This window comes from Aquabacterium parvum, assembly GCF_001447195.1.
Taxonomy (GTDB): domain Bacteria; phylum Pseudomonadota; class Gammaproteobacteria; order Burkholderiales; family Burkholderiaceae_C; genus Aquabacterium; species Aquabacterium parvum.
This window is the reverse complement of the sequence record NZ_LFRI01000144.1, coordinates 64513-90721: the sequence shown is the minus strand read 5'-3', so window position 1 is coordinate 90721 and position 26209 is coordinate 64513. Positions and strand designations below refer to the sequence as shown.

Below are 26209 nucleotides of genomic sequence, written 5' to 3'. Positions count from 1 at the left end.
AAGCCCGAGACCACGCCCGGCGCCTGGTCGGGCAGATCAGCCCCCACCCGCGTAGCCGTTCTGGCGCCAGGCCTCGAACACCGCCACCGCCACCGCGTTGCTCAGGTTGAGGCTGCGCTGGTCGGCCCGCATGGGCAAGCGCACGCGCTGGGGCAGTGGGAAGGTCTCGCGCAACTCGGGCGGCAGGCCAGCCGTTTCGCACCCGAACACCAACCAGTCACCGCTGTGCCAGCTCACCTCGCCGAAGGGCCGGCTGCCGCGCGTGGTGAACGCAAACATCCGCGAGGCGTCAGGCTGCATCGCATCCACGAAGGCTTGCCAGCTGGCGTGGCGCCTCACCGGTGCGTACTCGTGGTAATCGAGCCCGGCCCGGCGCAGCAGCTTGTCGTCCATCGAAAAACCCAGCGGCTCGATGAGGTGCAGCTCGCAGCCGGTGTTGGCCGCCAGCCGGATGACGTTGCCGGTGTTGGGCGGGATCTCGGGGTGGACCAGGACGATGCGGAACATGGGGCGCGATGATAGCCCTCAGCCCGCCGTCTGCTTGAAGGCCATGATGACCTGGTTGCGCAGCGTGCGCAGCAAGGACAAGGTGCGCTCGTCCAGCACCAGGCCACCGGCCTCGGCCTGGTCGACGTAGATCATGCCCAGCACCACATCAGGCTGGTTGGGCCGCTTCATCCACAGCGGCAGCACCAAAAAGGTCGGCGCTTGCACGTGGGCCTGAAACCAGCCTGGCAGCAGGCGCACCACGGCGGCCACGCTGGCATCGGCGATCAGGGTGTCGACGTTGCGGTGGCACACGGCGGCGAACAGGTCGGGCTGCTGGCCGGGCTGCACGTTCAGGCCGATCTGAAATGCCGCCTTGAGCACGTCGGCGCCCTCACCCAGGCCCAGGCGACCCACCAGGGTGTTGGTCTTGGCGTCGCGCAGGCAGAAGACGACGCGGCGGGCACCCAGGCCGCGCCAGATCGTCTCGAGCACCATGTGCAGCACCGTCTGCAGCTTGAACGACTCGACCAGGGTGTTGGTGATGTCCTGGATGCCGTGGGTGAGGATGGCCTCGCGGTCCAGGACCTGGTCAACGGGCTCCTGGCTCAGGGCGCTGAGCTCCACCTCGTCGGCCAGCTCACCAGGGGTGGCGTCCGCGCCCTGCCCCTCGTTGGGCGCGTCGACGTAGTACAGGTCCAGCAGGCGCTCGGCGGGTGAGGACGCTGGCACCGACAGGTTCAGCGCGCGGGTGAGGTCGGTCAGGCGTTGGCGCGAGCGACCAGCGGCTTCCTGCAGCACGTCCCCTTCCAACCCCAGCGACGCCTGGTAGCGGCGCTGCAGCTTTCGCAAGGCGTCGCCCAGTTGCGCTGGCTCGGTGTGCAACATGGCGTCCGAGGCCGACTGCGCCAGGCTGGCCAGCCAGTGCACGCGGCTGGGGTGACCTGCGAGCGAATGCGTGGGCACCGCCTCACCTGGGGAACGCATGCTGGCCAGCAGGTCGGCGGGCAGGCCCCATTCGCGCCCCACGTGATCGGCCAGTGCCTCCAGGCCCACGCCCAGCACCTGCTGGACGATGCGCGCGCTGTCGGCGGTCGAGGCCAGGCCAGGCTCGCCACCACGCTGGCGGATCTGATCGGCATCGTCGGGCAGGTAGAAGGCCACCAGCAACCATCCCAGTCGCCTGAACAGCGCCCCGACGAACACCTCTTCGGCCTCGCGCGGGTTGACGGCGAGTTCGCTGGCCAAGGTACCCGCCATCACCGTGTGCAGGAAGGCTTGTTTGAGTTGGTGGGCGTGCCCCTGGTCCTGCATGTGGTCCAGCAGCATCAGCGACAGCGCCAGGTTGCGCACGCCGCCCACGCCGATGAGGCTGACCGCGCGCGAGATGGTGCTGATGGGGTCGCTGCCTGCACGGCGGTAGTGGGCCGTGTTGACCACGCGCAGCAGCTTTTGCGTCAGGGCCACGTCCTTGAGGATCTCGTCGCACAGGGACTGCAGGCTGTCGGTTTCCGATTCGGACAGCACCTGCACGCGAGCCACGGACGCGGACAGGGCCGGAAAATCGCTCTTGCTGCGCATGCGGCGCAGGAGGTAGGCCAGGGTGACGTCGGCCTCGGCGGTTATGCCGTCCTGCTCAGCTGGGATGGTGCTCATGCGCAGAGGGTTTCAGGGGTGGGATTTCATTGTCCGCTTTCCCTGGTCCTGGCAGCAAGCGAGCGAAAGCCGCATCAACGCCGATCAATGGTGTCAATTCACCTTGCAGCATCCCCGCTGCCCAAGCAAGTTCGTGTTGTTACACATTCTTGTGTCAGGTTTGCCATTTCGGTGCGACACATGCATCGTGCACACCCGTGCCACACCTCCACGTCAATCAACCAAGGACCTGACCATGAACATCAAGACCATCGCCGCCATCGCCGCTTCCGTCATCGCCACCACCGCCTGGGCCGGTGAGAAGGACGCCAAGTGCGGCGCCGGCTCCTGCGGCAAAAAGGAAACCAGCGGCAAGGAACACAGCTGCGGCAAGAAGGACGAAGCTGGCAAGAAGGAAGCCTCCTGCTCCAAGAAAGACGGCGGCTGCGCCAAGAAGGACGCCTCCTGCTCCAAGAAGTGAACACGGCCCGTCACTGAGCACTGAAAGGACACGCCACCATGGTGGGACTGGGTTACCGACGCGAGATGTCCGACTGGGACATGTCGGCCATCGAGGCCGACTTCTTCGAGGTCGTCTCCGAGAACTGGATCCGGCGCGACCGTGCGCCGCTGAAGGCGCTCATCGCGTCGGGCCGCCCGGTGCACCTGCACGGCGTGTCCATGAACCTGGGCGGCCCCGCGCCCATCGACCGTGGCTTCCTGCTGAGCCTGCGCGAGCTGGCCGATGACCTCGGCGCCTTGCACGTGTCCGACCACCTGGCGGCCAGTGGCGACGCCCACCAGCTCTACGACCTCTTTCCCATCCCGTTCACGGTGGCCGAGGTGGCCCGTGTGTCCGACCGCATCCGCCACGTTCAGGACGTGCTCGGGCGGCGCATCGCCATCGAGAACAGCACCTGGTACACCAACCGCTGCGACATGCCCGAGGCGGACTTCCTGGCCGCCGTCGCCGAGCGGGCCGACTGCCAGATCCTGCTCGACCTCAACAACATCACCGTCAACCACAAGAACCATGGCGGCCTGGACCTGGCCGCCTTCGTCTCGCGGGTGGACACCCGGCGCGTGAGCTACCTGCACGTCGCCGGCCACGAGTTCGACGCTCGCTTCGGCCTGCACATCGACACCCACAGCGAACCGGTCGAGCCCGACACCGCCGCCCTGGCCCGCCAACTGCAAGCCTCGCACGGCCTGGCCATCCTGCTCGAATGGGACAACGACGTGCCCGCCCCCGACCGCATCAACCAGGAACTGCGATGCCTGAAGCCGACTTCTACGACTACGTGAGGGGCCGCAGCGAGGTGGTGCCCGAGGGCCACACCGAGGCCGGCATGCGCGTCTACCGCCACCTCGTTCAACTCGGTGCCAGCCAGATGATCGAGGCCCACCACCCCGAATTGCGCACGGCCCTGGGCGACGAAGCGTGGCAAGCCCTGATCGCCGACTTCGTGCGCCAGTCTGCCTGGACCTCACATTTCTACGGAGACCTCCACGATGAATTCCTCACTTACCTCGATCGCGTCCAGCGCACGTGAACGCGTCGATGGGCTGGGCCTGCTCGCGCTGCGGCTGTTCGTCGCCCAGGAGTTTTTCCAGGCCGGACTCATGAAGGTCTCGGCCGGCTTGACCGCGCCCGAGTGGTTCGCCGGCCTCGACTTCCCGCCCATGCTGGCCTGGCTGGGCCCTGACCTGAACTGGGTCGCCGCCGGCCTGGGCGAGGTCGTCCTGGGTGCTGCCATCGGTCTGGGCCTGTTGAGCCGCCTGGCCGCGCTGGGCCTGATGTTCATCACCTGGGTGGCCGTGTACACGGTGCACTTCGACCTGGGCTGGGCGGGCTGGAACCAGATCGAGACCGAAGGCGGGCTGGGCTTCAAAGTGCCCTTGATGCTGGGGCTGATGTGCCTGGCCATCCTCACGCAGGGGGCGGGCCGCTTCTCGTTGGATGCCTGGCTGTGTGGACGCCAGGTGAGGCGTCATCACGACACACCGGGTGCCATCCAGACACACCCTTGACCCGGACCTGAACAGCATCCGTTAACATCCCCGCCAGCTCCCGGGTGTGCATGGGAGCTGAACGGGCAAGCCTGGGCCCGCCACATGGGGGTGAGACTTGTCTGGTACATGTCCGATTCGCTCCAGGCTGACACGTCGGGAGCTGATCCAGCTGGTGCGCAGCGGCGTGCTGGGGGTGGCAGCCGCCCCCTTGTCGAGCTGGGCTGCTGACGACGACGGCCGCAGCACCATCGCGGTCGTCTACCCTCAGATCGGCGAGCCTTTTCGCAGCGCTTTTGCCGCCATCGTGCGCGGCATCGACGAGCGCACAGCGGGGCGCATCCTGCGCCTGCCCCTGGCGGGTGAGTCCGCACCGGAGTCCCTCGCGCAAGAGCTGCGCAGCCGCCATGTGCGCGCCCTGATCGCGCTGGGGCGCAGCGGCCTCAAAGCCGCCACCACGCTCGACCTCAAGCTGCCTTTCATCGCTGCAGGCGTGTTGTCCGTGCCAGAGGCCGATGGCCAGTCGGGCACCGTGGTCAGCCTGGCGCCCGACCCCCACCTGCTGTTCACCCGCCTCAAGGCCTTCGTGCCACAAGCGCGTCGCGTGATCGTCGTGCACAACCCACGTCAGAACGACTGGCTGATCCGCCTGGCGCGCGAGGCCGCAAGGCAAAACGGCCTGGAGCTGCTCGCCTTCGAAAGCGAGGACCTCAAGGGCTCGCTCAAGCGCTACCAGGAACTCATCGGGCAACTCAACGTGCGCCGAGACGCGCTGTGGCTGCCCCAGGACACCAGCGCCGTCGACGACTCGGTGGTGCTGCCCTGGCTGCTGCGCACCGCCTGGGACGAGGGCCTGCCCGTGTTCTCCAGCAACGTGGCGCACGTGCGCCGCGGTGCGCTGTTCGCGCTGTACCCCGACAACCTCGAGCTCGGCCGACACCTGGGCAGCACCGCGATGGCAGCCCTGTCCGGCGGCTCGCTGCCCCCGCGAGGCATGCAGGCCCTGCGGCAGGTGCTCACCGCCGTCAACGTGCGCACCGCTCGCCACCTGGGTCTCGACCTCGATGAGTCGGCCCAACCCATTCACCTTGTTTTACCGGAGCAATGAGATGACGACTGCTCGCATCCCCTTGCTCATGAGACCCATCACGCGATGGGCCGAGCGCCTGACTTTCCAGCAGCAGCTGTCCGCGGTGGTTGCCGTCGGCGTGCTCAGCATGACGCTGCTTTCTTCGCTGGCCAGCGCCTGGCAGGCCAGCCGCCAGGTCCGCAGCCAGCAGCTTGACCAGAGCCTGCAGGTCGCCAGCAGCCTGGCCGCACAAAGCCGACTGGCCTTGCTGTCGGGCTCACCCGACAACGTGCGCGAAGCCATGACGGCCACGCTGGCCTTCCCCGACGTGCTGCGCATCGAGGTGCGCACCGCCGACCACCAGCTGCTGGCCTCGCAAGGCAGCACCCATTTCCAGCGCACGGACGTGCCACCGGCTCCTCTGGATGCCGACCGATCCCCCCTGCTCGCAGCCGAAGACGAGCACGCCTGGTACGTGGTGGCACCGGTCTGGTCAGAGCCCAACAGCACCCCATTTGACGTCGACCCCCCGGTGGCCGAGCGCCTGGGGCAGGTCACCGTGGTGCTCAGCAAGGCCACGCTGGCGCACACGGTCGCCAACATCTTCCTGGTCAACGTCGGCACCTCGCTGGTCATCTCGGTGCTCTTCCTGGGCATGCTGCGTTGGTTGAGCCAGCGGCTGAGCCGCCCGCTGCAATCGCTGTCGCAAGCCATGTCGCGCGCCGAACAAGGCGAATCACGGGTGCGCACGGTGGTGCAGGGCCCGCAGGACGTGCAGCGCATGGCCACCGCCTTCAACCGCATGATCTCGGCCCTGCAGGAGCGGGGCGATGAGCTGCAGCGCCACCAGCTCAACCTCTCGGCCCTGGTGCGCGAGCGCACCCTCGAGCTGCAAGAGGCCAAGGAGCGCGCCGAAGTGGCCAGCCAGGCCAAGACCGACTTCCTGGCCCGCATGAGCCACGAGCTGCGCACGCCGCTCAACGCCATCCTGGGCTATGCGCAGATCCTGCAAATGGACCGCACGCTCACCGAACGCCAGCGCCACATCGTGCAAACGGTGCACGACAGCGGTGGGCTGCTGCTGCGCCTGATCATCGACATCCTTGACCTCTCGCGCATCGAGTCCGGTCACACGGCGCTGGCCCCGGTGCCCGTGCAGCCGCGCCAGCTGGCTCAGCAGCTGCACAACGTGCTGGGCATCAAGGCCCAACAAAAGGGCCTGACGCTGCGCATGCACTGCGCCGACACGGTGCCCCAAGGCGTGCTGGTCGATGACCAACGCCTGCGCCAGGTCCTCATCAACCTGCTGGGCAACGCGCTGAAGTTCACGCAAGCCGGCGAGGTCAGTCTCGACATCGAACCGGTGCCGGGAACCCTGGCTGGCGAACAGGTCACGTTGCGCTTCTCGGTTCGCGACAGCGGCCCGGGCGTGCGCGACGCCGACCGCGAGCGCATCTTCGAGCCTTTCGAACAAGCCGGTGACTCGCACAGCCGCGCACAGGGCACCGGCCTGGGCCTGGCCATCAGCCGCCAGCTGGTGCGCCTGATGGGTGGCGACATCCACCTCGACAGCCGCGAAGGCGCGGGCAGCTGCTTCTGGTTCGACCTGGCCTTGCCCGTGGTCCACGCCGAGGCGATCACGGCCGCTCAGGCCCGCCACATCATCGGCTACGACGGCCCGCGCAAGCTGGTGCTGGTGGTCGATGACGTCACCACCAACCGCCAGCTGCTGCTGGAAATGCTGCGTCCACTGGGCTTTGACACCCTCGAAGCCGCCGATGGCCAGGAGGCCGTTCAGCTGGCCCAACGCTGCCCACCCGACCTCGTCCTCATGGACCTGGCGATGCCCGTGCTGGACGGCCTGTCTGCCACCCGGATGCTGCGCGCCACGCAGGGCACGCAGGACATCGCCGTCATCGCCCTGACTGCCAACGCCTCGGACCAACACCGCCAGGACGCCCAGCAATCCGGTGCCAACGCCTTCCTGGCCAAACCCTTTGACCGTCAGGAGCTGCTTGACCTGATCGGTCAGACGCTGGGCTTGAGCTGGCAGCGCGAGGTCGAAGCCCACTCGGACACTTCGCCAGACGCCAGCGCCAGGCCGCCCAACGAAGGGCCCACATGAACCACCGCCCCCAACGCTCACTCGAGCCCTTGAAGCTGCGGCCGCTCGCATCCTGCGCGCAAGCCGTCGCGCGACTCGGCGTCCCCCTGACCTGCCTGCTGCTCAGCGCACACGCCGGGGCACAGGTCAGCCGTGACGAAGAGGAGCTGGCCGCAGCGTTCGGTGACCGCGTCGTCATGCAAAGCCCCGAGGTCAGCATCGCCACCGGGCGTTCGCAGTCGCTTCGCAGGGCGCCCGCCGTGGCCAGCGTCGTCTCCGCCGAAGACATCTCGCGCATCGGCGCCACCGACCTCGACGAGGTGATGGAGACCGTGCCTGGCGTGCACGTCAGCCGCAACATTCAGGGCTACAACCCGCTCTACCTGATCCGCGGCATCCATGGCCAGTTCAACCCGCAAACGCTGGTCCTGCTCGATGGCATGCCGCTGACCATGCAATTCATCGGCAACCGAGGCAACGGCTGGGCCGGCATGCCGCTGGAGAACATCGCCCGCGTCGAGGTGATCCGGGGGCCTGGCTCGGCCATGTTCGGCGCCGACGCCTACGCCGGGGTCATCAACCTGGTCACCAAGGGCACAGCCGACATCCCCGGCACCGAATTCGGCGCTCGGGTGGGCAGCTTCGAGTCGCACAGCGCCTGGGCCCTGCACGCAGGCCAATGGGGCCCGTGGGAAGTGGCCGCCTACCTGCAACACGCCCAGACCGACGGCGACAAGCCGCTCATCCGCTCTGACGCCCAGACCCAGATCGACCAGCTCTACGGCAGCCAGGCCAGCCTGGCGCCCGGGCCGGCCCAGTTGGGCCACCGCATGCTCGATGGCCAACTCAGCCTGAAGTGGGGCCACGCCCAGGTTCGCATCGGCCACATGGGGCGCGACCAGATCGGCCTGGGCGGGGGCGCCGCCAGCTCGCTCGACCCATCCAGCAAAGGCCGCGCCAACCGCAGCTACCTCAGCCTGGCCCTCGACGACGTGCCGCTGAGCACCGACTGGCGCCTGCAGGCCCACCTCAGCGGCATGCACCTCAACGCCCAGTACGACCCGCTGCTGCTCTACCCGGCCGGGGCCTGGGGCGGCAACTTTCCCAACGGCATGCGCGGCTCACCCAACACCTGGGAGCGCCAGTGGCGAGCCACCGTCATGGCCCATTACAGCGGCTGGTTCGACCACCGGCTGAGCTTCGGCATGGGCCATGAAGACCTGCACCTCTACCGCGCGCGCGAGCACAAAAATTTCGTGCTATCTGAGGGTCAACCGCCCGTGCTGCTGGGCGACGGCTCGGTCGTCGAGGTCCCCGTCGAAGACGCCTTCATCAAGCCGCACCGCCGCAAGGTCGACCACCTCATCCTGCAGGACGAGTGGAACCTCGCCCGCGACTGGACGCTGACCACCGGCGTGCGCCACGACCGCTACTCCGACGTCGGCTCGACCACCAACCCGCGCGTGGCCCTGGTCTGGGACACCAGCCTGGACCTGACCACCAAACTCCTGCACGGCCGCGCCTTCCGGGCCCCGGCCTTCATGGAGCTCTACAGCATCAACAACCCGGTGCTGCGCGGCAACCCCGACCTCAAGCCCGAAACCATCCAGACGACGGAGCTCGCGTTCTCGTGGCAGGCCCGCTCCGACACCCTGCTGCAACTGAGCCTGTTTCGACATGGCATGCGCGACATCATCTCGCCCACCGGCAGCCCGCAGGTGTTCCAGAACACCGGCAAACAGACCGGCCAAGGCTTCGAGTTGGAAGCGCGCCACGAACTGAGCCACGCGGTGAGCCTGTCGGGCAACTACGCCTGGCAGCGCTCCACCGACGAGACCAGTGGCCAGGACGCCGGCTACGCCCCTCGCCACCACCTGTACGGCCGTGCCGACTGGCGCTGGGACAGCGGCTGGCAGTGGAGCAGCCAGGTCAACCACGTGGCCGGGCGCAGCCGCCCGCCTGGCGACGCGCGCAAGCCAGTGCACGACCAGGCCACGATGGACCTGACCTTGCGCTCGCCGCGCTCTGCTTCGGGGTGGGAGTTCCGCGCCTCGGTGCGCAACCTGTTCGACGCCAAACTGGAGGAGCCCAGCCTGTATTCGCCGGGGGACGCGATCCCGGTGCTGGTGCCGGGTGACCTGCCGCTGGCAGGGCGATCGCTGTTCGTGCAGTTGAGCCTGCGGATGTGATGGCGCGCCCGGCTGGGATCGAACCAGCAACCCCTGCCTTCGGAGGGCAGTACTCTATCCATTGAGCTACGGGCGCTGCGCGTGCCGCATTCTAGCAGTGTGACCCCATATAATTCGGGGTCCATTCCACCCAAGCCCACAACACCCCATGAGCCAAGCGCCTCAATCCCAAGAGTCTGGCCACCAAGGCCCGATCAGCACCCCTCAGCAACTGATCGCGGCCGTCCTCGCCGCCTTCGTGGTGCCGGTGGTCGTCATCGCCCTGCTGGTCAACTACGTCTCTTCGGCCAACAAGGGGGCCGCTGGCAGCGACGCCCTGAGCCCGCAAGCCGTGTCGCAGCGCATCATGCCCGTGGGCTCGGTCGAGATCAAACTGGCCTCGGCCAACACCGGCCCGCGCTCGGGTGAAGAGGTCTACAAGGGCTCGTGCGTGAACTGCCACGGCGCCGGCATGCTGGGTGCGCCCAAGTTCGGCGACGCAGGCGCTTGGTCCGGTCGCATCGGCCAGGGCGACGCCAAGCTGCTCGAGCATGCGCTCAAGGGCCTCAACGCCATGCCCCCGCAAGGTGGTGGCGACTTCTCCGACCTCGAAGTCCACCGCGCCATGGTCTACATGGTCAACAACTCGGGTGGCAAGCTGGCCGAGCCGGCAGCCCCTGCAGTGTCGGCCTCGGCTGACGCCGCGTCGGCTCCCTGATCAGGCCTTCGCCTGAAACGACAAACCGGCCTGCAGGGCCGGTTTTTCTTTGCGTGCTCAATTCCTTGCCTGCTCGACACAGGCAGTGCCTGGCAGCGCCGGCCACGGCTGGGCGTGCGCCATGGGCTCGGGGCGATGCGCGCGGTGCCTCAGCCCGGCGGCTGCGGCCTCAGCACAAAACCAAAACGCCTCGGCAACTCGTCCGCCGCGATCTCTTCAGGCTCCCAGCCAGCGGCCTCGATGGCATCGGCCGCTGCGTCCATGTCGAGCGAGCGCACCACGCCCAGGCCGTGTTCGGTGTCCAGGTAGAGGTGGCCGTGTTCATCGAGCCAGCTGCTGCGCACCTGCTGCACGAGCTGCCCGGTGTGGGTTTCGACCACGAAACCCGCGCCTCCCGCTGACGCGACCGCAATGCCCGCCCCCGCCGCACCTTCGTGGGCATGACGCCGCACACCGATCACCATGGGCGCCAACTCCAGCGCCACGTACACGCGCTGCGGCCCGTTCTGAAAGAACCACGCCCCCTGTGCATCGGGCTCGTAGTTGCGCTGGATGAACTCGCGCAGCTTGTCGTGCGTGACGCGGCTGCCCTTCGAGAGAGGAAACGGCCCAACGGCCTGCGTGGCCGCATCGCGCAGGTACCAGTCACCTCGCGCGTCCAGGCCCAGCCAGTCAAAGCAGTTGGGCACGTTGGGCCATTTCTGGATGGCCGCCTTGACGATGTCGTCCATGAACAGGTCCTCAGAGGTGTTGCTGCAACCAGGCGCCCACGGCCTGCGGCAAGTCGGCAACGTGCCCAGGGAAACGCCCTGCCGGAAAGCCCACGTGCCCGCCTTCGTGCGGCTGCCACAGGGTCACCGCAGGGCCGACCTCGCCGCGCGTGGGCAGGCACCAGGCCGGTATGAACGGATCGTTGCGGGCGTTGAGCACCAGGGCCGGCACGTCGCGCATGTGCCGCAGGTGCGGCTTGGCGGCGCAGCGGGCCCAGTAGTCGTGCGCATCGGCAAAGCCGTGGATGCGGGCCGTGAACGCATTGTCGTAGGCCAGGAAATCCTCGGATCGGCGAATGGCCTCTGCATCGGCCAGACCGGGGAACTGCTGCAACTTGGCCAGCGCCTTGGGCTTGAGCGACTTCAGGAACATGCGGGTGTAGACCTGCTTGTTGAAGCCGCGGTTGATGTTCTCGCTGACCGCGGTCAGGTCCACCGGCGAGGACACCGCCACCACCGCTCGCACCACGCGCGAGGCTTCGCCGCCCGCCTCCTGGGCCCAGCGCAGCAGCATGTTGCCGCCCAGCGAGACGCCGACAGCCAGCATGGGCCCGGGTTTGCGCAGCGCCAGCCGGCGCAGGATCCAGTCAATCTCGGCGTGGTCTCCCGAGAAATAGGTGCGGGGCGCGCGGTTCAACTCGCCCGAGCAGCCCCGGAAATGCGGCACGACGAAATCCCAACCCCTGGCGTGGGCCCACAGCGCAAACGCCCGCGAGTAATGGCTCTGAGACGATCCTTCCAGACCATGGAACAGCACCAGCGAGGGCGCCGGCACCGGCCGGTGAGCGCCTTTGGCCACCGCGTCGGCCGGGAAAAAATCCAGGTCGATGAAGTCGCCATCGGGCGTGTCCCAGCGCTCGCGCAGGTAGGCCACCGGGCCCACGCGGCGGTCAGGGTGCACGCGGCTGCAAAGCGCCGGCCAGATCGTCTGCGCATTGCCTGCCACCAGACCGGAGCCAGCCAGCCATCGGGGGGCGCGATATGCCTGCATGCCGCCTGGCCTCAGTGCAACACGCCGCGCGGCTCGGTGATGTCGGGCAGGTCTTCGGTCATGCCGGGGCTGGCGTGGTGCGCCACCATGCGCCAGCCCTGCGGCGTGCGCAAAAACACGTTGGTGGCCATCACGAAGGCCGTGCGCGGGCCGTCCGGACCGGTGGCGGTGACGCGTTCGGTGACATGGTGCACCGCGCACACGGCCGACTCCATGCGCCGCACGTGCTCGATCGACACGTGCACCGGGCCGCTGGCGAACACGGCCTCGAATCCAGCGCGAACGGCCACGGTGCCCACCATGCGCGGGCCGCCCGGGTGCACGCAGGCGATGTCTTCTTCGTCGGCCCACACCAGCATCATGCGGTCGACGTCGCCCGCCTGCATGGCTTCGTAGAACGAGACCTCGGTTTCATCGGCCGTGGTCATGAGCACGGCGGCGGTCTGCTTGGCGCGGGGGTCGGACATGGTTCAACTCCGATCGAAGCTCGCGGGGTTCAGCGAAAGACCACGGTCTTGTGGCCGTTCATGAGCACGCGGTGCTCGGTGTGCCACTTCACGGCGCGGGCAAGCACGATGCATTCCACGTCGCGCCCCACGGCGGTGAAGTCTTCCGGGCTCAGGGTGTGGTCCACGCGTTCGACGTCCTGCTCGATGATCGGGCCTTCGTCCAGGTCGGCGGTGACGTAGTGCGCCGTGGCGCCGATCAGCTTCACACCCCGGTCGTGCGCCTGGTAGTAGGGCTTGGCGCCCTTGAAGCTGGGCAAGAAGCTGTGGTGGATGTTGATGGCGCGGCCCTGCAGGAACTGACAGAACTCGGGGCTGAGGATCTGCATGTAGCGCGCCAGCACGACCAAGTCGATGCCCTGCTCGGCAACCAGCGCCTCGACCTGCTGCTCCTGCGCGCGCTTGACCTCGGCGGGCGAGCCCGTGGGCAGCGGCAGGTGGTGAAAGGGGATGCCGTAGCTGGCGGCCAACTCGGCGTAGTCTGGGTGGTTCGAGACGATGGCCGGGATGTCCACGTTGAGCCATCCCGAGCGCCAGCGGAACAACAGGTCGTTGAAGCAGTGACCGTGCTTGCTGACCATCAGCAGCAGGCGGGGCTTGCGCGCCATGGCGTGGATCTGGGCGGTCATGCCGAACTGCTCGCGCACGTGGCCGAACAGCTTGCCCAGTGTGCCGGCATCCGCCAGGTGAGGCGGCGCAGCAAAGTGCACGCGCATGAAGAACAGCCCTGTGCTGTCTTCGCTCTGCACGTCACCGAACTGCTGTGAGTCGATGATGTTGCAGCCCGCCTGGTACAGCAGGCCCGAGACAGCATGGACGATGCCGGTGGTGTCCCGGCACGAGAGGGTCAGGACGAATTCGTTCGCGGTCTTCATGATGCAAGCCATTGTAGGTGGCCCCGCAGGGGCTCTCATCGTCCCTAGAATGCGCTGAAACTCCACGCCGCCACACGCGACATGCCCTCGTCAAATTCACCAACGCCTCGCCAGCAAGCCCTGGCCGAATTGCTTTCGCGCGTTGCGCTGGGCGATCGGGCCGCATTCGAGCGGCTGTACCGTGACACAAGTCCGCATCTGTTGGGCGTCGTGCTGCGTATACAGACAGACAGGGCCCTCGCAGAAGACGTGCTGCAGGAGGTCTACGTCAACGTCTGGCGCTCGGCGCAGGGCTTCAACCCGGCCATGAGCCAGCCAACGACGTGGCTGGGCAGCATCGCGCGCAACCGGGCCATCGACAGCCTGCGCCGAGGCCAAGCCGCACCACAGACGGTCAGCAGCCGTTCGGGGGGCCCTGAAGAAGAGGACACCGACATGCTGGACGACATCGCATCCGAGGCCCCAGGGCCGCTTGACCTCCTGGCCCAGGCCAGCACGGCCAAGGCCTTGTCGACCTGCATGGACACGCTCAGCGGCGACCAGCGGCACAGCCTGGCCCTGGCCTACTACCAGGGGCTGAGCCACTCCGAGGTCGCCGATCACCTCGGACAGCCACTGGGCACCGTCAAGAGCTGGGTGCGGCGCGGGCTGCAAGGTCTGAAAAATTGCCTGGAGCGGGCCTCGCTGGCCTTGAGCTGAGATGGATTACAGCCGCCCTGATCTGGCCGATCGACTGGCCGCCGAATACGCGCTGGGCACCCTGCGTGGGGGCGCCCGCCGTCGCTTTGAATCCCTGCTGCCCGCCCACCCCACCCTGCGGCAAGCCTCGCTGGACTGGGAGCGCCGCCTGGCGCAACTGGCGGTTTCAACCGAGCCCGTCACCCCACCGGCCAAGGTGTGGGATGGCATCCAGAAGCGCTTGTTCCCCACTGCACAAGCCGTCCAAGCTGTCCACGAGCACGCCAGCATCGTCGTGCGCTGGTGGCAAAAGCTGGTGCTGTGGCAGTCGCTCACGGCGGGCGCCACGGTGGCAGCCATCGCACTGGGCGTGGCCTTGACCCAGCCCGCGCCTTCGCAGCCGCCCATCGTCGTGGTGATGCAGGCGGCGCCCGATCTACCCGAGGGCAACGCGGTGCGCCCGCTGTCCTTCGTGGCCAGCGTCAGTGGCGACGGACGCAGCCTGGTCGTCAAACCTCTGAGCGAGGGGCAGACGATCGCCGTCAACCGAGCGCTGGAGCTGTGGGCGGTGCCACCCCAGGGAGCGCCCCGCTCGCTGGGCCTGCTCTCGCCTGACAAGCCCACCACCGTGCTGCGCACCGAGTTGCTGCGCGACACGGCGGCCTTCGCCGTCACCCTCGAGCCACCGGGTGGCGCGCCGGGTGGCAAGGCCACCGGCCCGATCGTCTCGGTGGGCAAGCTGCAGATCTGACTGCATCCAAACGGGCTGCGCGAACCGTAGTGCGAGGTGTGGGGCCTGAGCGCCCCCCCGCCTCAACCAACCGGAGCCCGCCATGTCCCAGTTTTCCTTCGCCGCCGCCAGCCTGTCCGCCATCGCCCTGAGCGCCCTCACCGGCTGTGCCGGCATGGCGCCCACCGAGCCCCGCGTGGACAACGCTGCCCTGCCCGACGCCGTGCGCGTGCCCGCAGGCCAGGCCCAGTCCCTCTACACGACGGGCACCGGCGAGATCACCTACGAATGCCGCGAGAAGAAGGCCGGCGGCGGCCACGAATGGGCCTTCGTGGCCCCGGTGGCCACGCTGACGAACGCCAAGGGCCAGGTCGTGGGCAAGTATTACGCAGGCCCCACCTGGGAGGCCAACGACGGCTCCAAGGTCACGGGCAAGCAGCTGGCCGTGAGCCCCGCACCGGCCGGCAACATCCCGCTGCAGTTGGTGCAGGCCAACCCGGCCACGGGCGAAGGCGCGATGAAGGGCGTGAGCTTCATCCAGCGCCTCAAGACGGTCGGCGGTGTGGCCCCTGCCCTGCCTTGCGGCGCCGAGCAGCTCGGCCAGAAGCAGGTCGTGCCCTACCGCGCCGACTACGCCTTCTACAAGCCCGCCATGTGATGCCCCCGCCCGCTGTGACAGGCGGCGGGCGGACATGAAAAAAGCCCGGCCAAGAGCCGGGCTTCCTTGTTTTGATCCGGCCCCATCGGGCGCCGATGGGCCGGGTGCGAACCTGGGCCGTGCTGCCTTCAGTGGCCGTGGTGCACGTGCTCGCCGTCCTTGAGCTTGTAGACCGTGCCGCAATACGGGCAGCGGCCTTCGCCTTCGGAGACCACGTCGATGAAGACCTTGGGGTGGTGGCTCCAAACCGGCATCTTCGGGTTCGGGCAGAAGACGACGCCTGGGCCTTGCAGGTCAGCGGCGCCGACTTCGATCACACTCTTGGGCGCTTGGGTGCTGGTGCTCATGATGTTGCTTTCGTGGGGGTCAGCAGATCAGGTCGTTTGAGCGCTTCAGCGCACCGGCGTCAGCCACTCGGCGTACTTGGCGTTGCGGCCGTTGACGATGTCGAAGAAGGCGGTCTGGATTTTCTCGGTGATCGGGCCACGCGAGCCGATGCCGATCTCGATGCGGTCGAGCTCGCGGATCGGGGTCACTTCGGCAGCGGTGCCGGTGAAGAAGGCCTCGTCGGCGATGTAGATCTCGTCGCGGGTGATGCGCTTTTGCACGATCTCCAGGCCCAGGTCCTTGGCGATCGCGAAAATGGTGTTGCGGGTGATGCCGTTGAGCGCACCGGCCGACAGGTCGGGTGTGTAGATCACGCCGGACTTGATCACGAAGATGTTCTCGCCCGCGCCTTCGGACACGAAACCGGCGCTGTCGAGCAGCAGGGCTTCGTCGTAGCCGTCGTCCGTGGCTTCCATGTTGGCCAGGATCGAGTTGGTGTAGTTGCTCACCGCCTTGGCCTGCGTCATCGTGATGTTGACGTGGTGACGGGTGTAGCTCGAGGTCTTGACGCGGATGCCGCGCTTCATGCCCTCTTCACCCAGGTAAGCGCCCCAGGTCCAGGCGGCGACCATGGCGTGCACCTTGGCGCCCTTGGGGCTCACGCCCAGCTTCTCGGAACCCAGCCAGATCAGCGGGCGGATGTAGCCGCTTTCCAGGTTGTTGGCCTTGACCACGTCGATCTGGGCCTGCTCCAGCTGCTCCAGCGTGTAAGGCATGGGCATGCGCAGGATCTTGGCGCTGTTGAACAGGCGCTCCGTGTGCTCGCGCAGGCGGAAGATGGCCGGGCCGTTGACGGTGTTGTAGGCGCGAACGCCCTCGAAGGCGCCGCAGCCATAGTGCAGCGTGTGGGTCAGCACGTGGACCTTGGCGTCGCGCCATTCCACCAGCTTGCCGTCCATCCAGATCTTGCCGTCGCGGTCGTCCATCGACATGGGGAGTCCTTTCCGGTGCCGCCCTCAAATGGCAGCACGTTGAAACCTGTGTAGAACCCGAGATTGTAGACCTCTGGCGAGCCCGGCGACCGCACCCGCCGCCCAGGCGCCCCTCGGTGGCCGCCTAGCAGCCCAGCACGAGCCGCCGCGTGTGCCGCGCAATCATCCGCTCCTCGTCGGTCGGCACGAGCCAGGCCGACACGGCACTGCCTGCGGTGCTGATGCACCAGTGCTGCCCGTCCTGCAAAAAGGGCGCGTCGCGGTTGGCAGGCTCATCCAGCATCAGGCCCAGCCAGGCCGCCTGCCGGCACACCGCCTCGCGGATCGGGGCGGCGCGCTCGCCAATGCCTGCCGTGAACACCACCGCGTCCAGCCCACCCAGCACGGCGGCCATGGCGCCGAGCTCGCGGGTGATGCGGTGCACGTAAAGATCGACGGCCTCGCGTGCCTCGGCGCGTTCGCTGGCCAGCAGCGTGCGCATGTCCGACGACTCGCCCGACACCCCCAACAAACCCGACTCGCTGTAGAGCAAGCGCTCGATGGCGCGCGCGTCCATGCCGCGCTCGTCCATCAGCCACAGCAACACGCCGGCGTCCAGGCTGCCGCAGCGCGTGCCCATCATCAAACCATCGAGCGCGGTGAAGCCCATGCTGCTGGCCACGCTGCGCCCTCCTTGCATGGCGCACATGCTCGCGCCATTGCCCAGGTGCAAGACCACGGTGCGCCCCTTCGCCGCGCGTGCGTCCACCTCGGGCAAGCGGCCGGCGATGTACTCGTACGACAAGCCATGGAAGCCGTAGCGCCGCACGCCCGCCTCGTGCAGCTCGCGCGGCAAGGCAAAGCGCTGGTGCAAAGGCGGACAGCTGGCATGGAACGCGGTGTCAAAGCATCCCACCTGCGGCAGGCCCGGCGCCACACGCTGCAGCGCCCGCACAGGCGACAGGTTGTGCGGCTGGTGCAGTGGGGCCAAAGGCACCAGGGCATCCAGCTCGGCCAACACCGAGTCGTCGAGCTTGACCGGCTCGCTGAACCGGCTGCCCCCGTGAACAATGCGGTGCCCCACGGCGCACAGCGTGTGCCCCTTGAGGAAGGGCTGCAGTGCCTGCAGCAAAAAAGCCAGGGCCTCGTCGTGCGTCAGCGCCTGCCCTGGCGGCCACGCATGCTGCAGCACCTCCTCACCGTCGGGTGCATGCGCCTTCAGCCGAGGCTTGCTCTGCAGGCCATCGATCTGCCCATGCAACCAGGGCTCGCTCAGGTCCACCGGGAACAGCGAGAACTTCAGGCTCGACGAGCCTGCGTTGAACACCACGATGGCCTGGCTCATGGCTGACCTGCCTGAGCCGCCAGTTCAGCCTGCCGCCGCTCGGCCTGCTCCTGCTGCGCGCGAGCCAGCAGTTTGAGCACCGCCGCAGACGCCAGCCGGGTGCGCACGCTGTCGGCCCGGCTGGTCAGGATGATGGGCACACGCGCCCCCAGCACGATGCCCGCGCTGTCCGCACCCGCCAGGTACTGCAGCTGTTTGGCGACCATGTTGCCCGCCTCGAGGTTGGGCACCATGAGGATGTCGGCCCGTCCTGCCACATCGGAGACGATGTGCTTGGTCTTCGCAGCTTCCACGCTCACGGCGTTGTCGAAGGCCAGTGGCCCATCCACCAAACCACCGGTGATCTGCCCCCGATCCGCCATCTTGCACAACATGGCCGCATCGATGGTGGCCACCATCTCGGGGTTGACGGTCTCGACCGCCGCGAGGATGGCCACCCTGGGTTCGGCCACACCCAGCACGTGCGCCAGGTCGATGGCGTTTTGCACGATGTCGACTTTGTCCCGGATGCTGGGCGCGATGTTGATGGCCGCATCGGTCACGAGCAGCATGCGCGGGTAAGCCGGCACGTCCATCACGAACACGTGGCTGACACGCCGACCGGTTCGCAAGCCAGTGCCCGAGGCCACCACCGCCGCCATGAGCTCGTCGGTGTGCAAGCTGCCCTTCATCAGCGCCTGCACCTCACCCGCTTTGGCCAAGGCCACTGCGGCTTCGGCCGCCGCGTGGCTGTGCTCGGTCGGCACCACGCGGTGAGCAGACAGGTCCCAGCCTCCGGCTTTGGCCACCGCATGGATCTTGGCCTGGGGCCCCACCAGCACCGGCTCGATCAGGCCATGCCGGGCGGCCTCCAGCGCACCACTCAGCGAGGCCGCATCGCAGGGGTGAACCACCGCGCACTTCACCGCTGGCTGGCCTTCGCACTCACGGAACAGGCGCCCGAACACATCATGGCGACGCAGCACCACGTCGGGCGCCTCGCGCCCATCGACCACCTGGCTGGTCAACGGCGCCCTCACCGTGACGGTGCCAGCCAGCAACACATCGTCTCCGCGACGCACCTGGCAATCGAACAGCACCCGGTCGGGAGCCTGCTTTTCCAGCACGGTGACCGAAGCCACCAGCTCGTCGCCCGCACAGGCTCGGCCCGTGTAGCTGAGCTGGTGCGCCATGATGACCGTGCCGGGCCCGGGCAGCTGGCGCTTGAGCATGCCGTGCACCAGCGCTTCGGCGCTGACGCCCTCGCAAGCCGGCCCACAGCGTGCTGCCTCGTCGCCATCGGCAGCGAACGGGTCGGCCTCGCCAGAGACCAGTGCCATCAGCTCAACTTCCTGGCTGGTGACCGTGTGGTGCACAACCAGGCCAGCGCCTGGCTCGATCTGATCGAAGGTGTGGTTGCGGTAGGCGGTCATGGCGCTCCATGTTTTGCTTGCCCCGGAGCGGACGCCGCCCGGGTTTGGCTCAAGCATAGGGCCAGAGTGTGAAAGCGGCGCTCGCAGGCGCACGTGAGCACGCGCAAGCACACGCGCCGTTGATCCAGGTTCAAGCCGCGCAACACCCTGGCGCGACAAAAACCACCTGCTTTGCACGGGCATTCAGGGACCCTCGACATTTCAAGACGACTGGTCATATTCTTTGCCCATGCCCCGCACCGCCGACCCCACCGACATCCCCCGGCGCCTGACCGACGCCGGATACCTGCTGTTCAACCGGCACGGCTACAACGCCACCGGCATCCAGCAGATCACCGACCAGGCGGGCGTGCCCAAGGGCTCCTTCTACAACCACTTCGGCAGCAAGGAAGCCTTTGCCGCTCAGATCATCCGGCACTACGCCGACTGGGTGGACCAAGCCTGGGCGCAATGCCTGAGCGACGCACCTTCGGACGCACTGGGCACCATCCGCCACACCTTCGCGCGCTTCGTCGAGCACCACGCCCGCACCGAATGCCAAGGCTGTCTGGTGGGCAATTTCGCGGCCGAAGTCGCCGAATCCAGCGCCCCCTGCCGCGAAGTGCTGCAAACCAGCCTCGACGCATGGCGGGTCCGCCTGGCCGACCTGATCGAGCGCGCCCAAGCCGAAGGCAGCATGCGCCGAGACCTGCCCGCCCGCACCCTGTCGCTGCTGTTCTGGGACGCCTGGGAAGGGGCCCTGCTGCGCATGAAGATCGAGCGCCACACCGGGCCGCTGAGCGACACCGTCGCGCTGCTGCTCGACCACCTGCTGGCGCCCCCTGCATCACCTTCAGTCCACCCTCCCCGTGGACCGAAGCCATCAGGCTGAAGCGACATCGTCCCGCCCCTTCAACCCATGTGCGTCCACCCGACGCATCCTTCGCCCCTGTTCACCGGAGCCCCTCATGACCGAAACCGTTCGCGACCTGTTCCAACCCTTCCAGCTGGGCGACATCCAGCTGGCCAACCGCATGGTGATGGCCCCCCTGACCCGCAACCGCGCCGAAGCCGGCAACGTGCCGGGCCCCATGACCATCGAGTACTACGCTCAGCGCGCCAGCCTGGGCCTGATCATCGCGGAGGCCACCCAGGTCTCGGCCCAGGCCCAGGGCTACGTGTCCACACCCGGCGTGCACACCCCCGAGCAGATCGCTGGCTGGCGCCAAGTCACCGACGAAGTGCACGCCCGGGGCGGCAAGATCTTCGTGCAGCTGTGGCACACCGGCCGCATGTCGCACACCGCCTTCCAGCCCGGCGAAAACGCCCCTGTGGCCCCCTCTTCGATCCGCGCCAACGCCAAGACCTACATCCCTGGCGCCGGCTACGTCGACACCTCGCTGCCCCGCGCACTCGAGACCGCCGAAATCGCCGGCATCGTCGATGACTTCCGCACCGCTGCACGCCACGCCATCGAGGCCGGCTTCGACGGTGTCGAAATCCACGGCGCCCACGGCTACCTGATCGACGCCTTCCTGCGCGACGGCTCCAACCACCGCACCGACCAGTACGGCGGCTCCATCGAAAACCGCGCCCGCTTCCTGGTCGAGGTCATGACCGCCGTCATCGGCGAAATCGGTGCCGGCAAAGTCGGCATCCGCATCTCGCCTGTCTCGCCGGTCAACGACTCGAATGAGTCCAACCCTCAGCCGCTGTTCGAGCACGTGGTGCGCGAGCTCGAAAAGCTGCACCCGGTCTACATCCACGTGGTGGAAGGCGCCACCGGTGGCCCGCGCGACAACGCGCCTTTCGATTACGAAGCGCTGCGCAAGCTCTACAGCGGCTTTTGGATGCTCAACAACGGCTACACCAAGGAAATGGCTCAGGAAGCCGTGGCCACGGGTCGCGCCGACCTGATCTCCTTCGGTCGCCTGACGATCAGCAACCCCGACCTGGTGCGCCGCTTCAAGGAAAACGCGCCGCTCAACGAGCTGTTCAAAGACGCGCCGCTCTACGGTGGTCAAGGCCCGCACGGCTACACAGACTACCCGGCTCTGTCGTGACCTCAGGCCTGCGCCGACCGGCCACGTGCCTCCTGCGGCGTTGACACCCAGAGGGTGGTGCTGGATGATCACTCGAAAATCATTCACACCGGAGGGCCCATGAAAGGCAAGCTGCGACGCTTCGTGGTTACGAGCTTGTGGTTGTTGATGTCGTCGGCGCACGCCTCGACCGAAACCACCTGGGAACGCTCCACGGTCATTGTGCAAGCCGATGGGCAACGCGAGGTGCGCCAGTTCACCGGCAACGAGCCGACCGAGCTGACGATCGGCCCCAGGACCTTGGCATCGGCCAGGGTTCTGGACGATGCGCCCAGCGGGCTCAATGTTGACGCTCAGTCGCAATCCGGCCGAAGCTTCGTGGACCTCTCGACACAGCAGCAGTTCCGCTTCAGCGAAGAGCACATCGGGCAACTGGCAACACTGGTGTTTTCAGCGTCTGGCGGCGTGCTGGTCAACGCCCTGACCGGACGTGCGCAGCTCGGTTTTGGCGTGATCCTGCGCGATCCCGAAGGCAAAGAGTTGCTCAACCAACTGGTGACGCAGGAACAGGTTGGCACCGGCAACAAGAGTTTCGCGCTGGATATCGGCCCGACAAGCTTTCTCATCGAGCGAGGCACATACGACCTTGATCTGTCAGGACTTGCGCTCGCCAATGTAGACACCGGTTCCACGGCACCGCTCTACGCCCGCGGCTTCCTGTTCGTGTCCAGGGGACTGAGCATCTCGCCCGTCCCCGAGCCTTCTGCATGGCTGATGGCAGGCCTGGGCAGCGGCTTACTCGTCGTCGCTCGACTGCGCAAGCGCGCTCTGCGTCGCCCACCGATCGCCCCGCTGGACTGACCCAGCACTCGCCCCCCGGCGGAGCACACCGCGGGCGGCGCGCGTATGAAAAAAGGCCACCTGTTGCCAGGGGGCCTTTTTGTTTTTTGGTTGCGGGGGCCGGATTTGAACCAACGACCTTCGGGTTATGAGCCCGACGAGCTACCAGACTGCTCCACCCCGCGCCAGATGAGGTGATGGCATTCGCAAAAAACGCAAGCTCTGAAACTTGCTTTGCGAACACCGGGCTCAAGCACTGGTGTGCGTGGCTTGAGCCCATGTGTTCTTTGGTTGCGGGGGCCGGATTTGAACCAACGACCTTCGGGTTATGAGCCCGACGAGCTACCAGACTGCTCCACCCCGCGACTGAGACTTAGATTATGGCACGTTTTTGACGCCATGACCATACACGGGCGCCAAATCAGCCAAGAAACACAAGAAAAAAGCCCGCTGCTTGCGCAACGGGCTTTTGAGCTCTGAGCCTCACCACCGGCCGACCAAGTCGACCAGCGGGGGCGTCAAGCCGAGATCACTCGCCAGCTTCGACGGCTTCGTCGGCGTGGCTGCGCTCAACCAGTTCCATGAAGGCCATGGGAGCGTTGTCGCCCACGCGATAGCCCATCTTCAGGATGCGGGTGTAGCCGCCAGGACGCTTGGCAAACAGGGGGCCCAGCACGTCGAACAGCTTGACCACGTTGTCGCGGTTGCGCAGGCGGTCAAAAGCCAGACGGCGGTTGGCAACGGTCGGGACCTTGGCCAGGGTGATCAGCGGCTCGACGATGCGACGCAGTTCCTTGGCCTTGGGCACGGTGGTCTTGATGGCTTCGTGCTCGATCAGCGAGTTGGCCATGTTGCGGAACATGGCGGCGCGGTGAGCCGAAGTGCGGTTGAGTTTACGGAGGCCGTTACCGTGACGCATGGTGCTTTCCTTTCATTATCAAAACCGGCGGCCGGTTCAAGGTACCGCCGGGTGCACCGGATGCCCCAGTGCCCTGGGTGCATCCACTTTCAAAATATCAACGCTTGTCCAGACCTTGGGGCGGCCAGGCTTCCAGGCGCGAGCCCAGGGCCAGACCACGGGAAGCCAGCACTTCCTTGATTTCGTTGAGCGACTTGCGACCCAGGTTCGGGGTCTTGAGCAGCTCGGTTTCGGTGCGCTGGATGAGGTCGCCGATGTAGTAGATGTTCTCTGCCTTGAGGCAGTTGGCCGAACGCACGGTGAGCTCGAGCTCGTCGACCGGACGCAGCAGGATCGGGTCGAAGTGCTGAGCCGACTTGGCGGGCGCGTCGAAAGCGGCGATCTCGCTGCCTTCCAGTTGCGCGAACACAGCCAGCTGTTCCACCAGGATCTTGGCCGAAGCACGGATCGCTTCCTCGGGCGAGATGGCGCCGTTGGTTTCGATTTCCATGACCAGCTTGTCCAGGTCGGTGCGCTGCTCGACGCGGGCGCTTTCGACCGTATAGCTCACGCGCTTGACCGGCGAGAACGAAGCGTCCAGCACGATGCGGCCGATGGCCTTGCTCGACTCTTCGCCGTAGCGACGCACGTTGCCAGGCACGTAGCCACGGCCCTTTTCAACCTTGATCTGCATGTCCAGCTTGCCGCCTTGCGACAGGTGGCCGATGACGTGACCAGGGTTGACGATCTCGATGTCGTGCGGGGTCTGGATGTCGGCGGCGGTGACAGGACCTTCGCCGTCCTTGCGCAGGACCAGGGTCACTTCGTCGCGGTTGTGCAGACGGAACACCACGCCCTTGAGGTTCAGCATGATGTTGACCACGTCTTCTTGCACGCCGTCGATCGACGAGTACTCGTGCAGCACACCAGCGATGGTGACTTCCGTGGGTGCGAAACCGACCATCGACGACAGCAGCACGCGACGCAGCGCGTTGCCGAGGGTGTGGCCATAACCGCGCTCGAACGGCTCGAGCGTGACCTTGGCGCGGTGACCGCCGAGCGGTTCCACCTGGATGGCTTTGGGTTTCAGCAAATTCGTTTGCATGAGGTCTTCCTGTCAATACCCTCGGCTCGTTACACCGATAAGGCTGCTGGACCAACCGGAGCACCATGCTCCGGCCCTGAAAAACACACGCCGCCGAGCCCGAAAGCCCAACGGCGAGGGGCCGCGGCGCGCACCAGCAAGGCGCACAACGCGGCCAACGTTCGCATCAACGCGAATACAGTTCGACGATCAGCGATTCGTTGATGTCGGAGCCGAACTCGTCGCGATCCGGGGTCTTCTTGAACACGCCTTCCAGCTTGGCGCCGTCCACTTGCACCCAGCCCGGCAGACCGATGGACTCGGCCAGCTTGTAGGCTTCTTGCACGCGCAATTGCTTCTTGGCTTTCTCGCGAACAGCGACGACGTCACCGGTCTTGACCAGGTAGGACGGGATGTTCACGACTTCGCCGTTGACGACGATGCCCTTGTGGCCAACCAGTTGGCGCGCTTCAGCGCGGGTGGAGGCGTAGCCCATGCGGTAGACGACGTTGTCCAGACGCGACTCGAGCAGGCCCAGCAGGTTGGCACCGGTGTTGCCCTTGCGGCGCTCGGCTTCGGCGAAGTAGCGGCGGAATTGCTTTTCCAGCACGCCGTACATGCGCTTGACCTTCTGCTTTTCACGCAGTTGCAGGCCGAAGTCGGAGGTGCGCGAACCAGAGGTGCGGCCGTGTTGACCAGGCTTGGTGTCGAACTTGGCCTTGTCGCTGATGGGGCGGCGGGCGCTCTTGAGGAAAAGGTCGGTGCCTTCGCGGCGGGCCAGTTTGGCCTTGGGTCCGAGGTAACGTGCCACTTTGGGTGTCCTTGTTTGATCTGACGCCAGCCCCTGAAGGGCGCCGGCGCGAGTCTGCGGGCCTGGGCGCACAGACGGTGGGCTTCATTGAACCAGGCAGCAACAAGCCGCCCAGCGTCGGGGAACCTGCGATTGTAGCAAGCAGGCAAACCGATCCAGAAATAACCCGACGATCAAGTCGGGATCATGGAACGGCAACACCTCGCCGAGAGAACCCGTGCGAGGTGCTTGTTCGGCGCCCTTTTACAGGCACCGACCGGCTGACATCAGATGCGGCGACGCTTCTGAGGACGGCAACCGTTGTGGGGAACCGGGGTCACGTCCGAGATGGAGTTGATCCGGATGCCCAGCGAAGCCAGGGCGCGAACCGACGACTCGCGACCAGGGCCAGGGCCCTTGATCTCGACGTCGAGGTTCTTGATGCCTTGCTCTTGAGCAGCGCGGCCGGCCACTTCAGCAGCCACCTGGGCAGCGAAGGGGGTCGACTTGCGCGAGCCCTTGAAGCCCTGACCACCCGACGAAGCCCACGACAAAGCATTGCCTTGGCGGTCGGTGATGGTGATGATGGTGTTGTTGAACGAAGCGTGCACGTGGGCGATGCCGTCAGCAATGTTCTTGCGGACCTTCTTGCTCACACGACGGGCAGCGCTGTTCGCAGGTGCTTTTGCCATGATGTTTCTCTTTCGAACTCAGTCAACCAGCGCGGATCACTTCTTGCCAGCGATGGCCTTGCGCGGACCCTTGCGGGTGCGGGCATTCGTGCGGGTGCGTTGACCACGCATCGGCAGGCCACGGCGGTGACGGAAGCCGCGATAGCAGCCCAGGTCCATCAAGCGCTTGATGTTCATCGAGAGTTCGCGACGCAGGTCACCTTCAATGGTGAGCTTGCCCACTTCTTCCCGAATCTTTTCCAGGTCGCCGTCGGTCAATTCCTTGATCTTCTTGTTGAAGGGAATGCCTGCAGCCGAGCAGATCTTCTGCGCGGTGGTGCGACCAATGCCGTAGATCGAAGTCAGACCGATTTCGGTGTGCTTGTGCGGCGGAATGTTGATGCCAGCAATACGTGCCATAACTGTCCTCTGAACGCGTGTGTCGTCGCCTG

General features: G+C 66.6%; 29 protein-coding genes and 3 tRNA genes. 14 read left to right on the top strand and 18 right to left on the bottom strand.

What is annotated here, in order from left to right; all coding sequences use genetic code 11:
* Positions 1–36: 36 nt before the first annotated feature.
* Positions 37–507 (bottom strand): tRNA (uridine(34)/cytosine(34)/5-carboxymethylaminomethyluridine(34)-2'-O)-methyltransferase TrmL, encoded by a 471-nt coding sequence (trmL, locus tag ABG80_RS05020; RefSeq protein ID WP_058086659.1) that lies wholly within the window; start codon positions 505–507, stop codon positions 37–39.
* Positions 508–525: 18 nt separating this feature from the next.
* A complete protein-coding gene (locus ABG80_RS05015; RefSeq protein WP_058086658.1) occupies positions 526–2142 on the bottom strand; it encodes an HDOD domain-containing protein in 1617 nt (538 codons plus the stop codon).
* Positions 2143–2377: 235 nt separating this feature from the next.
* On the opposite strand from ABG80_RS05015, the gene ABG80_RS05010 reads away from it, so the two are divergent.
* The 7 genes from ABG80_RS05010 (at position 2378) to ABG80_RS04980 (ending at position 9493) form a co-directional block, all read left to right on the top strand.
* The gene (locus tag ABG80_RS05010; protein ID WP_058086657.1) at positions 2378–2602 is read left to right on the top strand and encodes a hypothetical protein; all 225 of its coding nucleotides are present in this window, start codon (positions 2378–2380) and stop codon (positions 2600–2602) included.
* Positions 2603–2640: 38 nt separating this feature from the next.
* The gene (locus ABG80_RS05005) at positions 2641–3426 is read left to right on the top strand and encodes a DUF692 domain-containing protein (protein ID WP_083505825.1); all 786 of its coding nucleotides are present in this window, start codon (positions 2641–2643) and stop codon (positions 3424–3426) included.
* The gene (locus ABG80_RS05000; RefSeq protein ID WP_058086656.1) at positions 3396–3674 is read left to right on the top strand and encodes an HvfC/BufC family peptide modification chaperone; all 279 of its coding nucleotides are present in this window, start codon (positions 3396–3398) and stop codon (positions 3672–3674) included. The genes ABG80_RS05005 and ABG80_RS05000 overlap by 31 nt, the downstream gene beginning before the upstream one ends.
* The gene (locus ABG80_RS04995) at positions 3634–4152 is read left to right on the top strand and encodes a DoxX family protein (protein WP_058086655.1); all 519 of its coding nucleotides are present in this window, start codon (positions 3634–3636) and stop codon (positions 4150–4152) included. The genes ABG80_RS05000 and ABG80_RS04995 overlap by 41 nt, the downstream gene beginning before the upstream one ends.
* Positions 4153–4249: 97 nt before the next feature.
* Positions 4250–5239, top strand: coding sequence for an ABC transporter substrate-binding protein (locus ABG80_RS04990; RefSeq protein ID WP_083505824.1), 990 nt, complete (start codon positions 4250–4252; stop codon positions 5237–5239).
* A gap of 28 nt (positions 5240–5267) precedes the next feature.
* Complete coding sequence (locus tag ABG80_RS04985) at positions 5268–7325, top strand: ATP-binding protein (RefSeq protein ID WP_235513748.1); 2058 nt, start codon at positions 5268–5270, stop codon at positions 7323–7325.
* The gene (locus ABG80_RS04980; protein ID WP_083505822.1) at positions 7322–9493 is read left to right on the top strand and encodes a TonB-dependent receptor plug domain-containing protein; all 2172 of its coding nucleotides are present in this window, start codon (positions 7322–7324) and stop codon (positions 9491–9493) included. Before ABG80_RS04985 ends, ABG80_RS04980 begins: the two co-directional genes overlap by 4 nt.
* Here ABG80_RS04980 and ABG80_RS04975 read toward each other — a convergent pair.
* Positions 9494–9569: transfer RNA gene (locus ABG80_RS04975), tRNA-Arg, on the bottom strand. It abuts the gene before it with no gap.
* A gap of 72 nt (positions 9570–9641) precedes the next feature.
* On the opposite strand from ABG80_RS04975, the gene ABG80_RS04970 reads away from it, so the two are divergent.
* Entirely contained in the window at positions 9642–10190 is a 549-nt protein-coding gene (locus tag ABG80_RS04970) for a c-type cytochrome (protein WP_058086651.1), read from the top strand.
* Between the two features lie 149 nt (positions 10191–10339).
* Here the strand turns inward: ABG80_RS04970 and ABG80_RS04965 are convergent, their stop codons facing one another.
* The 4 genes from ABG80_RS04965 to purU are packed head-to-tail and all read right to left on the bottom strand — an operon-like array spanning position 10340 to position 13332.
* Positions 10340–10921, bottom strand: a complete 582-nt coding sequence (locus ABG80_RS04965; protein ID WP_058086650.1) for a DUF2946 family protein — start codon at positions 10919–10921, stop codon at positions 10340–10342.
* Positions 10922–10931: 10 nt separating this feature from the next.
* Entirely contained in the window at positions 10932–11951 is a 1020-nt protein-coding gene (locus tag ABG80_RS04960; protein WP_058086649.1) for a YheT family hydrolase, read from the bottom strand.
* Positions 11952–11962: 11 nt separating this feature from the next.
* Positions 11963–12418 carry a YybH family protein gene (locus tag ABG80_RS04955; RefSeq protein WP_058086648.1) on the bottom strand — a complete coding sequence of 152 codons (456 nt, stop codon included), beginning with the start codon at positions 12416–12418 and terminating at the stop codon, positions 11963–11965.
* A 29-nt stretch (positions 12419–12447) separates the two neighbouring features.
* The gene (gene purU, locus ABG80_RS04950; protein ID WP_058086729.1) at positions 12448–13332 is read right to left on the bottom strand and encodes a formyltetrahydrofolate deformylase; all 885 of its coding nucleotides are present in this window, start codon (positions 13330–13332) and stop codon (positions 12448–12450) included.
* An 81-nt stretch (positions 13333–13413) separates the two neighbouring features.
* On the opposite strand from purU, the gene ABG80_RS04945 reads away from it, so the two are divergent.
* From ABG80_RS04945 to ABG80_RS04935, 3 genes are all read left to right on the top strand, one after another.
* Complete coding sequence (locus tag ABG80_RS04945) at positions 13414–14031, top strand: sigma-70 family RNA polymerase sigma factor (RefSeq protein ID WP_058086647.1); 618 nt, start codon at positions 13414–13416, stop codon at positions 14029–14031.
* 1 nt (position 14032) lies between these two features.
* Positions 14033–14761 (top strand): anti-sigma factor, encoded by a 729-nt coding sequence (locus tag ABG80_RS04940; RefSeq protein WP_058086646.1) that lies wholly within the window; start codon positions 14033–14035, stop codon positions 14759–14761.
* Between the two features lie 82 nt (positions 14762–14843).
* Positions 14844–15398 carry a DUF3455 domain-containing protein gene (locus ABG80_RS04935; RefSeq protein ID WP_058086645.1) on the top strand — a complete coding sequence of 185 codons (555 nt, stop codon included), beginning with the start codon at positions 14844–14846 and terminating at the stop codon, positions 15396–15398.
* Positions 15399–15526: 128 nt separating this feature from the next.
* On the opposite strand, the gene ABG80_RS04930 is transcribed toward ABG80_RS04935, so the two are convergent.
* From ABG80_RS04930 to ABG80_RS04915, 4 genes are all read right to left on the bottom strand, one after another.
* On the bottom strand, positions 15527–15745 hold the full coding sequence (locus ABG80_RS04930) for a zinc-finger domain-containing protein (RefSeq protein WP_058086644.1): 219 nt from the start codon (positions 15743–15745) through the stop codon (positions 15527–15529).
* A 45-nt stretch (positions 15746–15790) separates the two neighbouring features.
* Entirely contained in the window at positions 15791–16717 is a 927-nt protein-coding gene (locus tag ABG80_RS04925; protein WP_058086643.1) for a branched-chain amino acid transaminase, read from the bottom strand.
* A 124-nt stretch (positions 16718–16841) separates the two neighbouring features.
* Positions 16842–18041: an acetate/propionate family kinase gene (locus ABG80_RS04920; RefSeq protein WP_058086642.1), complete on the bottom strand. Its 1200-nt coding sequence runs from the start codon at positions 18039–18041 to the stop codon at positions 16842–16844.
* Entirely contained in the window at positions 18038–19453 is a 1416-nt protein-coding gene (locus ABG80_RS04915; RefSeq protein WP_058086641.1) for a bifunctional enoyl-CoA hydratase/phosphate acetyltransferase, read from the bottom strand. The genes ABG80_RS04920 and ABG80_RS04915 overlap by 4 nt, the downstream gene beginning before the upstream one ends.
* Positions 19454–19682: 229 nt before the next feature.
* Here ABG80_RS04915 and ABG80_RS04910 point away from each other — a divergent pair, with 229 nt between their 5' ends.
* From ABG80_RS04910 to ABG80_RS04900, 3 genes are all read left to right on the top strand, one after another.
* Positions 19683–20324 carry a TetR/AcrR family transcriptional regulator gene (locus ABG80_RS04910; RefSeq protein WP_058086640.1) on the top strand — a complete coding sequence of 214 codons (642 nt, stop codon included), beginning with the start codon at positions 19683–19685 and terminating at the stop codon, positions 20322–20324.
* Between the two features lie 76 nt (positions 20325–20400).
* Positions 20401–21495, top strand: a complete 1095-nt coding sequence (locus tag ABG80_RS04905; protein WP_058086639.1) for an alkene reductase — start codon at positions 20401–20403, stop codon at positions 21493–21495.
* A 99-nt stretch (positions 21496–21594) separates the two neighbouring features.
* The gene (locus ABG80_RS04900) at positions 21595–22335 is read left to right on the top strand and encodes a PEP-CTERM sorting domain-containing protein (RefSeq protein WP_058086638.1); all 741 of its coding nucleotides are present in this window, start codon (positions 21595–21597) and stop codon (positions 22333–22335) included.
* 87 nt (positions 22336–22422) lie between these two features.
* Here ABG80_RS04900 and ABG80_RS04895 read toward each other — a convergent pair.
* The 7 genes from ABG80_RS04895 to rpsM form a co-directional block, all read right to left on the bottom strand.
* A tRNA-Met gene (locus ABG80_RS04895) sits at positions 22423–22499 on the bottom strand.
* A gap of 103 nt (positions 22500–22602) precedes the next feature.
* A tRNA-Met gene (locus ABG80_RS04890) sits at positions 22603–22679 on the bottom strand.
* A 164-nt stretch (positions 22680–22843) separates the two neighbouring features.
* The gene (gene rplQ / locus ABG80_RS04885) at positions 22844–23233 is read right to left on the bottom strand and encodes a 50S ribosomal protein L17 (protein WP_058086637.1); all 390 of its coding nucleotides are present in this window, start codon (positions 23231–23233) and stop codon (positions 22844–22846) included.
* Between the two features lie 97 nt (positions 23234–23330).
* Positions 23331–24317 (bottom strand): DNA-directed RNA polymerase subunit alpha, encoded by a 987-nt coding sequence (locus ABG80_RS04880; RefSeq protein WP_058086636.1) that lies wholly within the window; start codon positions 24315–24317, stop codon positions 23331–23333.
* Between the two features lie 166 nt (positions 24318–24483).
* A complete protein-coding gene (rpsD, locus tag ABG80_RS04875) occupies positions 24484–25107 on the bottom strand; it encodes a 30S ribosomal protein S4 (RefSeq protein ID WP_058086635.1) in 624 nt (207 codons plus the stop codon).
* Between the two features lie 266 nt (positions 25108–25373).
* On the bottom strand, positions 25374–25778 hold the full coding sequence (rpsK, locus tag ABG80_RS04870) for a 30S ribosomal protein S11 (RefSeq protein WP_035036296.1): 405 nt from the start codon (positions 25776–25778) through the stop codon (positions 25374–25376).
* A gap of 36 nt (positions 25779–25814) precedes the next feature.
* Positions 25815–26177 carry a 30S ribosomal protein S13 gene (gene rpsM / locus ABG80_RS04865; RefSeq protein WP_058086634.1) on the bottom strand — a complete coding sequence of 121 codons (363 nt, stop codon included), beginning with the start codon at positions 26175–26177 and terminating at the stop codon, positions 25815–25817.
* Positions 26178–26209 lie beyond the last annotated feature (32 nt).